The organism is Roseobacter sp. S87, assembly GCF_055693285.1.
Window position 1 is genome coordinate 1,456,344 of sequence record NZ_JBVFTR010000004.1, and the last position, 12,625, is coordinate 1,468,968.

At 58.5% G+C, this 12,625-nt stretch carries 10 protein-coding genes, 3 tRNA genes and 1 pseudogene; 3 read left to right on the top strand and 11 right to left on the bottom strand.

All coding sequences use genetic code 11. The features are described from left to right. Nucleotide 1 precedes the first annotated feature (1 nt). From ispG to hemA, 3 genes are all read right to left on the bottom strand, one after another. Nucleotides 2-1,129 (bottom strand): flavodoxin-dependent (E)-4-hydroxy-3-methylbut-2-enyl-diphosphate synthase, encoded by a 1,128-nt coding sequence (ispG, locus tag ACZ1HA_RS08070; protein ID WP_472713521.1) that lies wholly within the window; start codon nucleotides 1,127-1,129, stop codon nucleotides 2-4. Between the two features lie 85 nt (nucleotides 1,130-1,214). Next, nucleotides 1,215-2,447: a helix-turn-helix domain-containing protein gene (locus ACZ1HA_RS08075; RefSeq protein WP_472713522.1), complete on the bottom strand. Its 1,233-nt coding sequence runs from the start codon at nucleotides 2,445-2,447 to the stop codon at nucleotides 1,215-1,217. Nucleotides 2,448-2,576: 129 nt separating this feature from the next. Continuing rightward, a complete protein-coding gene (gene hemA / locus ACZ1HA_RS08080) occupies nucleotides 2,577-3,800 on the bottom strand; it encodes a 5-aminolevulinate synthase (RefSeq protein WP_375227557.1) in 1,224 nt (407 codons plus the stop codon). Between the two features lie 216 nt (nucleotides 3,801-4,016). Here hemA and ACZ1HA_RS08085 point away from each other — a divergent pair, with 216 nt between their 5' ends. The 3 genes from ACZ1HA_RS08085 to ACZ1HA_RS08095 all read left to right on the top strand — a co-directional run bounded on the left by ACZ1HA_RS08085 (nucleotide 4,017) and on the right by ACZ1HA_RS08095 (nucleotide 6,640). After that, nucleotides 4,017-5,387, top strand: coding sequence for a M20/M25/M40 family metallo-hydrolase (locus ACZ1HA_RS08085; protein WP_472713523.1), 1,371 nt, complete (start codon nucleotides 4,017-4,019; stop codon nucleotides 5,385-5,387). Between the two features lie 4 nt (nucleotides 5,388-5,391). After that, nucleotides 5,392-6,264 carry an alpha/beta fold hydrolase gene (locus ACZ1HA_RS08090; RefSeq protein WP_472713524.1) on the top strand — a complete coding sequence of 291 codons (873 nt, stop codon included), beginning with the start codon at nucleotides 5,392-5,394 and terminating at the stop codon, nucleotides 6,262-6,264. 88 nt (nucleotides 6,265-6,352) lie between these two features. Further along, nucleotides 6,353-6,640, top strand: coding sequence for a hypothetical protein (locus tag ACZ1HA_RS08095; protein ID WP_472713525.1), 288 nt, complete (start codon nucleotides 6,353-6,355; stop codon nucleotides 6,638-6,640). Nucleotides 6,641-6,704: 64 nt separating this feature from the next. Here the strand turns inward: ACZ1HA_RS08095 and ACZ1HA_RS08100 are convergent. The 8 genes and pseudogenes from ACZ1HA_RS08100 to lon all read right to left on the bottom strand — a co-directional run bounded on the left by ACZ1HA_RS08100 (nucleotide 6,705) and on the right by lon (nucleotide 12,306). Next, nucleotides 6,705-6,781: transfer RNA gene (locus tag ACZ1HA_RS08100), tRNA-Asp, on the bottom strand. A gap of 115 nt (nucleotides 6,782-6,896) precedes the next feature. Next, nucleotides 6,897-7,831: pseudogene (locus tag ACZ1HA_RS08105) on the bottom strand (pirin family protein). A gap of 69 nt (nucleotides 7,832-7,900) precedes the next feature. Continuing rightward, nucleotides 7,901-8,176, bottom strand: a complete 276-nt coding sequence (locus tag ACZ1HA_RS08110) for a hypothetical protein (RefSeq protein ID WP_375227554.1) — start codon at nucleotides 8,174-8,176, stop codon at nucleotides 7,901-7,903. A 256-nt stretch (nucleotides 8,177-8,432) separates the two neighbouring features. Then, complete coding sequence (locus ACZ1HA_RS08115; RefSeq protein ID WP_472713526.1) at nucleotides 8,433-8,735, bottom strand: hypothetical protein; 303 nt, start codon at nucleotides 8,733-8,735, stop codon at nucleotides 8,433-8,435. A gap of 137 nt (nucleotides 8,736-8,872) precedes the next feature. After that, a tRNA-Val gene (locus ACZ1HA_RS08120) sits at nucleotides 8,873-8,948 on the bottom strand. Between the two features lie 43 nt (nucleotides 8,949-8,991). Next, on the bottom strand, nucleotides 8,992-9,567 hold the full coding sequence (locus tag ACZ1HA_RS08125) for a histidine phosphatase family protein (protein ID WP_472713527.1): 576 nt from the start codon (nucleotides 9,565-9,567) through the stop codon (nucleotides 8,992-8,994). A 105-nt stretch (nucleotides 9,568-9,672) separates the two neighbouring features. Further along, nucleotides 9,673-9,747: transfer RNA gene (locus tag ACZ1HA_RS08130), tRNA-Val, on the bottom strand. Nucleotides 9,748-9,897: 150 nt separating this feature from the next. Then, the gene (gene lon / locus ACZ1HA_RS08135) at nucleotides 9,898-12,306 is read right to left on the bottom strand and encodes an endopeptidase La (RefSeq protein WP_436399328.1); all 2,409 of its coding nucleotides are present in this window, start codon (nucleotides 12,304-12,306) and stop codon (nucleotides 9,898-9,900) included. Nucleotides 12,307-12,625: the final 319 nt, after the last annotated feature.

Sequence of the window (12,625 nt, forward strand, 5' to 3'; positions counted from 1 at the left end):
TCTATTCAGCAGCATCTGCAAGGGCGGCCGCATCAAGCTCGGCCGCCTTTTTTTCGACCTGCTCAACGATATGATCCACCATTTCGGCGTTGTCCATTTTGTGACTTTGCTTGCCCGCCAGGTAGACCATACCTGATCCGGCACCGCCGCCCGTAAAGCCCACATCGGTCATCAGCGCTTCACCCGGGCCGTTTACGACACAGCCGATGATCGACAGACTCATCGGGGTTTTGATGTGTTCGAGACGCTTTTCCAGTGTCTCGACGGTTTTGATTACATCGAAGCCCTGGCGCGCGCAGCTTGGGCAACTGATGATGTTCACACCACGATGCCTGAGGCCCAGAGATTTGAGGATTTCGTAGCCGACCTTCACTTCTTCAACCGGGTCCGCAGACAGGCTCACACGGATCGTGTCACCAATCCCCATCCACAGCAGATTGCCAAGACCAATGGCCGACTTGATCGTTCCGGAAACGAGACCACCGGCTTCTGTGATCCCAAGATGAATGGGCGCGTCCGTGGCTTCCGCAAGCTGCTGATAGGCGGCGGCTGCCATGAAAACATCAGAGGCTTTGCAGCTGATCTTGAACTCATGGAAATCATTGTCCTGCAGGATTTTGATATGATCCAGTCCGCTTTCGACCATCGCGTCGGGACAGGGTTCACCGTATTTTTCCAACAGATGTTTTTCCAGGCTGCCCGCGTTCACCCCGATGCGGATAGAACAATTGTGATCCCGGGCTGCTTTGATCACCTCGCGAACACGTTTTTCGTCACCAATGTTGCCAGGGTTGATCCGCAGACAGGCCGCACCCGCTTCGGCGGCCTCAATGCCCCTTTTGTAATGGAAATGAATGTCCGCCACGATCGGGGCCGACACTTCGGGCACAATTTCACGCAGCGCTTTCGAGGAAGCTTCGTCCGGAACCGAAACACGTACAATATCAGCGCCGGCTTCGGTGGCCGCGTTAATCTGTGCTATCGTCGCGGCAACATCTGTCGTCAGCGTGTTGGTCATCGTCTGCACGCTGATGGGTGCATCCCCGCCGACCGGGACATTGCCCACCATGATCTGGCGTGACGTGCGACGGTAGATGTTGCGCCATGGACGTACGTGATTGAGTGACATTCAGAGCCCCCGGGGAATTCCTGTATGTCAGTCAAAATAGACACCATAGGCGCTGCCCGCAATGGCCGTCTGAACCTGATGGCGTTTATTCCGTCGCGGGTTCGACCGGGGTCTGCAGTTCAACGACAGTTGTGGCCAGCGCTTCATCTGCGGACAGATCCGCTACGCTGTAGGCCGCTTTCAGCGAGTCGACATCCAGTGCAAGGTTGGACGTCACAACGCCTGTCTGCCCCACCGGACCGTAGTACTCTCCGCTCAGCGCAAAGTAGATGGCACCGCTTTCACCGGTCCGCAGCACAGGTGGGTTCTCGCTTTTCGGTGCATCCCAGACATCGCCCGGCTCCATGATCGTCTCAAAGATCACACTGCCATCTGCAGCCTGGACGCGCACCCAGGAGGGGCGCACGGCGACCATACGCAGCGCAGGGCCAGGGTCCTTGGACACCTGAGGTACCGGGAAATCAGCAACACTGTCCGCAATGGCTGTATCGATTGAAGCAAACACACGATCCGGGGCTGGTTCCGGGCGCGGTGGCTCTGCAAAATTGCCGATGGAGCGCGGATCGATCGTTGAGATCGGCGCGTCACGGGCAACAAGAACGGGCACGTCGAGCGTTTGCGGGCGGTAGAGACGCTCCAGTGCGTCCGCACGTGGCTGATCCATACCGTCGGGCAGCGCCGTTTCGGAGCCGCCTTCCGGGCTTGCCGTCAGCACACCATCCAGAGGGTCCAGGTCAGACAAGACAACCGGCGTCTGATCGACAGGCGCCACCTGCACCCGCTGTACTTCCTGCAGAACAGACCATCCACCAAACCCAATGCCACCGATCAGCGCCAGCAGTACGAGGGACGATCCGATCGCACCTGGTTCAATCCGGGAGAAAAAACTATCCCCTGCCGGAACAAACGGCGTTCCGGGTTTGTTGAAGATGTCGCCGTCATAGACGCGCGATGCTTTGTCCGTGCGCGGTGTTTTGCGCACAACGGACGCTGCCGCAGACATGCCATGTGCGACGGAAAACCCGCTTTCCTTACAGAACGTATCAAAGACCTCGTCCGGGTTCATGCCAAGGTAGCGCGCATAACTGCGCACATAACCCGCAATAAAACCGGGTGTGTCGAAGGCGTCGGGATCGCAGTCTTCAATTGCAGCGATGTAGGAAGCTTTGATGCGGAGTTCGCGCTGGACGTCGAGCAGGGATTTCCCCATGGTCGCGCGTTCACCGCGCATGACATCGCCAAGGCGCAGTTCAAAGTCGTCGAACCCGCGCTGTTCGACCACCTCATCAACACTCTTTGAGTGCTTACGCCCAATCATACGACTGCCCCGTCTTCCCATATCTGCCTGACGCCTGCGCCGGATTAAGAATCGTCCCCACGATTCGTACCCGGCTTGTTGTTTAGGTCAGGTTAACACAAGCCAAATCCAATTACATCAGGAGCTTGCTTACCCGGCATGTTCGGCGCGATTTAGCGCACAATGTGACCAAAGTCCGTCCATTGCGCGCACAAGCGCATCCATTTCCGGCGCTCCGTGTACAGGAGATGGCGTGAAACGCAACCGTTCCGTACCGCGCGGAACCGTCGGAAAATTGATAGGCTGCACGTAGATGCCATGGTCATCCAGCAGCATATCGCTGAGCATCTTGGTATGCACCGGATCACCGACCATCACCGGTACAATGTGGCTGCCATGATCAATGATCGGCAGGCCCAGCCCCTTCAGCCGCATCTTGAGAATCCGCGCCTGTGTCTGATGTGCCTCACGCAATTCCGGGGCACGTTTTAGAAAGGCGACTGATGCCGCCGCACCCGCGGCAACTGCGGGCGGAAGAGACGTCGTAAATATGAACCCCGGCGCGTAAGATCTTATGGCATCACACATTTTTTCGGATGCAGCAATGTACCCACCCATCACACCATAGGCCTTCGCAAGGGTGCCGTTGATGATGTCCAGGCGATGCATCAGACGGTCACGCTCTGCCACACCGGCACCACGCGCACCGTACATACCAACCGCATGAACTTCGTCGATATAAGTCAGTGCACCGAACTCATCTGCCAGGTCGCAGATCTCTTCGATCGGTCCGAAATCACCATCCATCGAATAGATCGATTCAAAGGCGATGATTTTTGGAGCGGCGGGATCATCCGCCTCCAGCAACTCGCGCAGATGCGCAACATCGTTGTGCCGGAAAATCCGCTTTGCGCCACCATTGCGGCGCACACCTTCGATCATGGATGCGTGGTTCAGCGCGTCAGAATAAATGATCAGGCCCGGAAAAAGGCGCGGCAGCGTGGAAAGCGTCGCGTCGTTGGCAATATAGGCAGAGGTGAACAGCAGTGCTGATTCTTTGCCGTGCAGGTCGGCCAGCTCGGCTTCCAGGCGCTTGTGATATACGGTCGTGCCGGAAATGTTACGCGTACCGCCGGAGCCCGCACCGGTCGCGTCCAGCGCCTCGTGCATGGCTTCGAGCACAACAGGGTGCTGGCCCATGCCCAGATAGTCATTCCCGCACCACACAGTAATGTTCTGGCGCGTGCCGTCAGGCCGCGTGCGCACGGCATGCGGGAACTGACCATTGGACCGTTCAATATCGATAAAGGTCCTGTAGCGTCCCTCGTCATGCAGGCGGGCAATGGCCTGATCCAGTTGGTCTTCGTAATCCACCCGGCGGGTCTCCTCAGATCGGGGCACAGACATACCCCGTGTACAGTTCTTAGAATAATTATAGATCGCGCGTGCGATGATCAACATCTCTAGGGCGCACACCATGTCGCAGCCTTGATCTGGATCAAGACCGCTGATGGTGGATCGCGACCGCTCTGCTGGACACGGCAGCACGGGCTGGTAGGGTCGCGGCAATCAGGTTTAGGAGTACCCCCAATGTCGCTGGACGCCGTTCTTTCCCGTATCGATTCTGACATGCCGGAGGCGCTGGAAAGACTGCGCGCTTTGCTGCGCATTCCGTCGATTTCCACCGATCCGGCTTTTGCAGATGACTGCGACACTGCTGCCGACTGGCTTGTTGCGGAACTGCAGGGTCTCGGCATTGCGGCTGAGAAACGCGCAACGCCCGGCCATCCGATGGTTGTCGGCCACGCCGACGGGCCCGGACCGCACCTGCTGTTTTACGGCCACTACGACGTGCAACCCGTTGATCCGCTTGATCTTTGGGACAACGATCCTTTTGATCCTCAACTGGAGGACACGCCGAAAGGTAAAGTGATCCGTGGTCGCGGTTCCTCGGATGACAAAGGTCAGCTGATGACCTTTGTCGAAGCCTGCCGCGCGTGGATCGCTGAAGAAGGCTCCCTGCCCTGTAAGATCACCTTCTTTTTTGAGGGCGAAGAAGAAAGCGGCTCGCCGTCACTTGTGCCGTTCATGGAAGAAAACGCGGAAGAGCTGAAATCCGATCTGGCGCTGATCTGCGATACGGGGCTCTTTGAGAGCCGCACTCCGGCCATTGTGACCATGCTGCGCGGACTGCTGGGAGAAGAGATCACAATTACGGGACCGGAGCTCGATCTGCACTCCGGTATGTACGGTGGTGTGGCGATGAACCCGGTCCGTGTGCTGTCGCGCATCATCGCAGCCCTGCACGATGACACCGGGCGCATCACGGTGCCCGGATTTTACGATGGCGTGCCGGAACTTTCTGACGAACTGGAAGCGCAATGGCAGGGCCTTGCCTTTGACCATGCGGCCTTTCTGGGTGACGTGGGCCTGTCGGAACCCGCCGGTGAACAGGACAGAACACCCCTGGAAATGATCTGGTCCCGCCCGACCTGCGAGGTCAATGGAATCTGGGGCGGATACACCGGTGACGGCTTTAAAACTGTGCTGCCGTCTGAGGCACACGCCAAAATCAGTTTCCGGCTGGTGGGCACCCAGGACCCGCTCGCGATCCGTGAGAATTTCCGCCAGATGGTGCGCGACATGCTGCCGCCGGACTGCAAGGTCAGCTTTGGCGGTCACGGGGCCAGCGGTGCGTCACAGACGAAAACCAGCGACCCCGCTTTTGAGGCCGCCCGTCAGGCGCTGACAGACGAATGGCAGGTACCTGCGGCCTATGTGGGCTGCGGCGGCTCCATTCCGATTGCCGGGCATTTCCAGGATATTCTGGGCACCACCCCGATGCTGATCGGCTTTGGAAAGGATGACGATGCACTTCATTCACCCAATGAAAAATACGATCTTGAGAGTTTCCATAAGGGAACGCGCAGCTGGGCACGTATCCTTGCTGCCCTGAGCTGAGCCTGTGATACCGGGTTTTTCAGCCACTACGGTCGATTGCGGCGGCCTGGATATACAGGTCGCCACAGGCGGCTCAGGGCCCGCGCTGCTTTTGTTGCACGGCTTTCCGCAGACACACGCGATGTGGCACGCGGTTGGACCTGCTCTCGCCCGGGACTTCACGGTCTATGCACCGGACCTGCGCGGGTACGGGGCCAGCGGCAAACCGCCCGGCACCGAGCCCTATTCGTTCCGCCACATGGCTGCGGATCAGATTGCGTTACTTGACCACTTCGGGATCGACAGATGCCATGTCGTGGGCCATGATCGTGGCGGCCGGGTGGCGCACCGGCTGGCGCTTGATGCACCGGATCTGGTCCAAACTCTGACCGTCATGGATATCGTGCCCACGCACCTGCTGCTGGACCAGCTTTCGCGGCAGGTGGCAGCGGCCTATTACCACTGGTTCTTCCTGGCGCAGCCGGCCCCGTTTCCCGAAAGCATGATCGGGCATGACCCTGACGCTTATTTTGAAAGCTGCCTGCTGGGCTGGGGCGCCGCACGGCTGTCGGACTTTGATCCGGCAGCCCTGGAGGCGTACAGGACAGCCTGGCGGGACCCGGAGGCGATCCGCGGTATGTGCGCCGATTACCGGGCAGCTCTTCAGATCGATTTCGATCTGGATGCCGCCGATCTGGACCGGCAGGTCACCTGCCCGTCCCTTGTTCTGTTCGGGGCTGATGGAGCGATGGCGAAATCCTATGATGTTCCGGGCACCTGGGCGGACAGATTGTCGAACATGACCCACGGTGCCGTCCCGGGCGGACATTTCTTTGTCGATCAGCACCCGGACGCCACCACGAAAACGCTGCTGGCCTTTCTGAACGAGCACCGCTGAAGCACTGCTCACTGCGCCTTTCTGCGCCGGAACGGAAATTGTGTTAACGTAACGTCACCCAAAACCAAAAAAACTGAAGGGACAGACAATGTTTGCACGCGTAACACACTACAAAATGAAACCCGATGCGGTGGTGCCTGCCACTGCGTTGCTTGAACAGCTGAAGCCACAGATCATGGCACTGCCCGGCATGATCCGTTTCGTGAACATGATGAACGCCGATGGCAGCGGATGTGTTGTGTCGCTTGTAGAAAGCGAAGAGGCCTCCAACGCCAATGCTGACAAAGTCGCCCAGCTGTGGGCCGCATTTGGCGACCATCTGGAAAGCGCACCTTCGGCTCAGGGGTTTGATGTGATTGCGGACTGGGCGGGCTGACTGCGCGAAACACTCATCTGAAAAAGCAAAAGGCCCCCGTTACCGGAGGCCTTTTATGCAGCGGTGGCGCGGTTGACGGGGCTCGAACCCGCGACCCCCGGCGTGACAGGCCGGTACTCTAACCAACTGAGCTACAACCGCCCACTGCCCGCTTCCTGCGAAGCGTTCCGTTCTACTATTGCGCCCTCCCGGTCGCGTCAAGCAGCCTTTGACAAGAAATTTTATTTTTCTGCATGCGCCCTGTTTTTTCAGGCGATCAGTCCGGCAGAGGTATGAACTCATCGTCATCTCCGGGCGGCAGCTGAAAGCGTCCATGCGCCCAGTCGCCCGCCCGCCAGGCCTCTTTCGCCGCATCAATCCGCTCGCGCGAGGACGCGACGAAATTCCACCATATGTGACGTGATCCGTTCAGCGTGGCCCCCCCAGCAGCATCAGACGTGCGCCCGCTGCCCCGGCCCGCAGGGATATGCGGTCACCAGGGCGGAACACCATCATCTGTCCGGCGTCAAACGTGTCACCAGCAACAGTGACGGATCCGGTGACCACATAAACTCCGCGGTCCTCATGGTCATCCGGCAGGGGAATCTGCGCGTCAGGCTGCAGGACAGCATCCGCGTAGAAAATCTCGGAGAAGGTCCGCACGGGCGCCTTTTCTCCCCAGGCATTCCCGAGGATCAGGCGCACTTCCTTGCCCTCACCTTCCATGAATGGCAGCGTGTCCTTCGGAGCGTGCTCAAAAGCCGCCGGACTGTCTTCGTGCTCTTCGGGCAATGCGACCCAGGTCTGAATACCAAAGAGGCTGTGCGGCTTCTCACGGATCTCTCCGTCGGTACGTTCGGAATGCGTGATCCCGTGCCCTGCCACCATCCAGTTCACCGCACCCGGCTCAATCCACTGATCGGTCCCAAGGCTGTCGCGGTGATGTATGGTGCCCTTGTAAAGGTAGGTCACTGTCGCCAGCCCGATATGCGGATGCGGCCGCACGTCTATGCCTTTGCCGGTCAGAAATTCCGCAGGGCCCATCTGGTCAAAAAAGATGAAGGGACCAACCATCTGCCGTTTGGGTGCGGGCAGAGCGCGCCGGACTTCGAACCCACCAAGGTCCCGCGCACGCGGAACGATGATCGTGTCAATCGCATCAACAGCGTCACCAACGGGACAATCCGGATCAAGTACAGGGTTCCAGCTCACATCGACCTCCTCAGCCAGGGTATGACGAAAGAATAATGCGCCGTCCGCACGCTTCAATCAGGGAATCTGTCACATTTTGCGCAGGCTCTGTGCGGCCTTGTCGAAGGCAGCCCTGTCAGAAATCCGCCTGGAGGTCATGTCCAGCCGCGCGGCCATATGGATGATTTCCGAGACTTCGTCGGCGCTTTGATCCAGAGCCATTTCGAACGCCGCATATTCCAGGTAGCAGGACGCCAGCAGCATCGCGATCTGGACACGTTCCGGCTTCGACAATTCATCAAGCGCGCCCAGCGACGCCTGAAGGTCCACAACCTTTGAAGGAATTTTCGTCGTCGGCTCAGTCATATCGTGTCGGCCCTAAAAATATGGAGACACAGGCTCTGAGCACTACACCCATCACGCTGACGCCCGCTCGCTGGCACCACGAAATATTCAGTTTTCACAAACGGTTCTGAGGGGACCCTTCTCTGGTGCTCTGAGTGCGTGGCCGCGGTTGCGAAACCGAGTATTCACAGGCCAAAATTCGCCGATATTGTAACAATTGTCAACCATAGCGGGATTCTGCGCGACACATTGTACCGCCAGGGTAGAAATCGGAGGCTCAGCTGTCGCCGGGAAACAACTGCACAACGTCAGCCCCGGAGGCCGCCGTATCAGACGCATTTCTGCGGCCGCTCAGGCGTGCGGACAGGTTTACCATTTCGCCAACCGTTTCGCTGCTGACGCGACCGGCCAGTTCAAATGCGCCGTATTCCACCAGCCGCGCGGCCATGCGCAGCGCGCGTTCTCCCCGCTGGTCGGCCGGCAGATCGTTGAGTTTGCTCAGAATTTTATTCAGATCAGCTTCGCTGTCCGAAGATTTACGTTTTTCGGGAACATCTATCCCCGTCTTGTCGCAGAACAAAGCGCACCCCTTTCAAGAACCGAATGGCCCTCACACAGGAACGATCACGCGATCCTCTTCCCGTGCACCGGCCGCACCCACCCGACGCGGCCTGACGACAGAATACGCAGAAACACTGAGTCGTAACAGAGAGATAGTGGTGGGTCGTGAGAGGCTCGAACTCCCGACATCTTCGGTGTAAACGAAGCGCTCTACCAACTGAGCTAACGACCCGGTGGTGGCGGTTTAGCCAAACTGAAAGAGGTCTTCAAGCCCTTTATGTCAGTCGGTGCTGAACGCCCTGTTCCAGGTAGTAAATAACGCCCTGCCCACCCGGCAGCGCACCCATTTCAGACATATCCCGGTCCAGCAGGATCAGGCGCAGCATCCGTGACGTCATTCCGTGTGTTACCAGAACCGACGGCCCCTTCAGGTCGTCCAGAAAGGCAGCACATCGCGCGCGCAGACCCGCAAAGCCCTCGCCACCGGGTGCGCTGTCATAAAGATGTAGCGCGCTCTCCTCGCTCTCATCCGCCGCGCCACCATCCGGCAGTTCCGCACGTCTGCGCCCCTCGTATTCTCCCACTGTGATTTCCGCGAGGCGAGGGTCGGTATCAATGCGCATCGCCAGGCCCTCCAGTGCAATAGCCGCAGTCTGAAAGGCGCGGCCCTGCGGGCTGGAGAGAAAACGGAAGCCTGTCAGATCACGCCCGCTGAGAATGCGGTGTTGTTCTGCGGCCTGTCTGTGCCCCAGATCCGTCAGAGGTGAGTTGAGCTGGCCCTGAACCCGGTGTTCGGCGTTCCAGTGGGTCTGGCCATGGCGCAGGATATAAAGAGGCGGAAAATCAGGCATGCGGGGTCCGGAAAATGACGTCTCTCCCGCATTACGCCCCTGCCGCACGGTCATCAAGAGGTGAGCAATAGTCTGTGCCGGAGATCACAAAGTATAAGAGGAAAGTGGTGGGTGATAAGAGATTTGAACTCCTGACATCTTCGATGTGAACGAAGCGCTCTACCACTGAGCTAATCACCCATGGGCGGCGGAATACCCAAACACCGTGGCGACCGCAAGCGCTTTTGGGTATGGTGCAGCTTGTGCCCTGACCAGCCGGCAAATGCGGCCTGAAACAAAAAGTGCGGCACCCTGAGGCGCCGCACCTGTTACCCGAAACTGCGTCAGCGATCAGTGCGCTGTCGCGGCATCCACACCATCGGTCTTTCCCGCAAGGGCTGCGGCGGCTGCCTCTTCCGCTTCCTGATCCCATTCAATGGCCTCAGGCTGACGGACCAGCGCATGCTCCAGAACTTCAGACACGTGACTGACGGGAATGATTTCCAGCCCTTCTTTCACGTTATCCGGAATGTCCGGAAGATCTTTGGCGTTTTCCTGCGGGATCAGCACTTTGGTGATCCCACCACGCAGCGCTGCGAGCAGCTTTTCCTTGAGCCCGCCGATGGGCATCGCGTTCCCGCGCAGAGACACCTCGCCGGTCATGGCGATGTCCTTGCGGACCGGAATTTTGGTCAGAACCGATACAATCGATGTCACCATCGCCAGACCGGCACTCGGACCATCCTTGGGCGTCGCGCCATCCGGCACGTGCACGTGGATATCGATCTTGTCGAACTGCGGTGGCTTCACCCCGATCTGCGGGCTGATGGAGCGCACATAGGACGAAGCAGCGTCGATGGATTCCTTCATCACGTCGCCGAGCTTGCCTGTGGTTTTCATGCGCCCCTTGCCCGGGAGCCTGAGCGCCTCGATGCTCAGAAGCTCGCCACCGACAGAGGTATAGGCCAGCCCGGTCACAACACCGACCTGATCCTCTTTCTCCGCCAGACCATAGCGATACTTCTTCACGCCGAGGAAATCATCGATGTTTTCATCGGTGACAGTCACGCTTTCCGCTTCCTTGCGCACGATTTTGGTCAGCGATTTTCGTGCGACCTTGGCGATTTCACGCTCCAGGTTCCGCACGCCTGCTTCACGCGTGTACGTTCGGATCATCTCTGTCAGCGCGGAATCTTCGAGGCTGAACTCCTTGTCCTTCAGACCGTGGTTTTTGATCTGTTTGGGCACAAGGTGCTGGCGCGCAATCTCGCGTTTCTCATCCTCGGTGTAGCCTGCCAGCGGAATGATCTCCATTCTGTCCAGCAGAGGTCCGGGCATGTTGTAGCTGTTCGACGTGGTCAGGAACATCACGTTCGACAGGTCGTATTCGACCTCAAGATAGTGATCCACAAACGTGGAGTTCTGTTCCGGATCAAGCACTTCCAGCATGGCGGACGCGGGATCACCCCGGAAATCCTGACCCATCTTGTCGATCTCATCGAGCAGGATCAGCGGGTTTGTCGTCTTGGCCTTCTTCAGCGCCTGGATGATCTTGCCCGGCATTGAACCGATATAGGTCCGGCGGTGACCGCGGATCTCGGATTCGTCCCGAACACCCCCAAGACTGATGCGGATGAATTCCCGGCCGGTGGCACGCGCCACAGACTTGCCAAGGCTGGTTTTACCCACGCCCGGAGGGCCCACCAGACACATGATCGGGCCTTTCAGCTTGCTGGAACGCTGCTGCACCGCCAGATATTCGACGATCCGCTCTTTGACCTTGTCCAGACCATAGTGATCATCATCCAGCACCTGCTGCGCGCGGCTGAGGTCCTTTTTTACGCGGGATTTCTTGCCCCACGGAATGGACAGCATCCAATCGAGATAATTGCGCACAACGGTTGCCTCTGCGGACATCGGGCTCATGTTCCGCAGCTTCTTGATCTCGGCTTCGGCCTTTTCCTTGGCCTCTTTGCTCAGTTTGGTTTCAGCAATCCGTGCTTCCAGCTCAGCAACTTCGTTTTTGCCATCCTCGCCGTCGCCCAGCTCCTGCTGGATCGCCTTCATCTGTTCGTTGAGGTAGTATTCGCGCTGCGTGCGCTCCATCTGCGTCTTGACGCGCGTCTTGATCTTCTTCTCAACCTGCAGAACAGACATCTCGCCCTGCATCAGGCCATAGACCTTCTCCAGGCGCTCCGACACGCTGAGCGTTTCGAGCAGGTCCTGTTTCTGGTGCACCTCAATGCCCAGATGGCCCGCAACAAGGTCCGCCAGACGGGCCGGTTCAGCGGATTCGCCAACCGCCGCAAGGGCTTCTTCGGGCACGTTTTTCTTGACCTTGGCGTAGCGTTCGAATTCGTCCGCCACCGTGCGCAGCAGTGCCTCGGTTGTCGCAACATCTCCGGGCATCTCGGTCAGATATTCTGCCCGGGCCTCAAAGAAGTTGTCGTTTTCAATGTATTCCGTGATGCGAACACGCGCCTGTCCCTCGACCAGCACCTTGACGGTGCCATCGGGCAGCTTCAGCAACTGCAGGACATTTGCGAGAACGCCGGCCTTGTAGATGCCGTCACTGTCGGGATCATCCACACCGGGATCGATCTGGCTCGACAGCAGGATCTGCTTGTCATCTGCCATCACCTCTTCGAGGGCACGGACAGATTTGTCCCGACCGACAAACAGCGGCACGATCATATGCGGGAAAACCACAATATCGCGCAGCGGAAGTACCGGGTAGGAAGCGTTAAGAGGCTCTTGCATGCTCTTTCCTTATTTTTGGCAAGATGACACTGGTCCCGCATCCGCAGCAACGCCCGGTCATCTCCGGTTTAACAGATGACAGGTGGGGCAACGCCCACATGAAATCAACCTTCACTCTTTCTGGCCGGACAAGAATGAACACCAAACCGGCGAAGTACAAGCCGCCAAATGCCCGTGAACGCCTGCCGGGCAGTCCGGATTGCCCGAATGCGCTTTGCTTCATCACATCAGTTCACAAACCCAACTCGGCTTTTCCGGCCGGTTTGGGCCCGCTACAGCTTCTTCTGCCACGTTAAACCCGGCCCTGTCGGATCGGCCA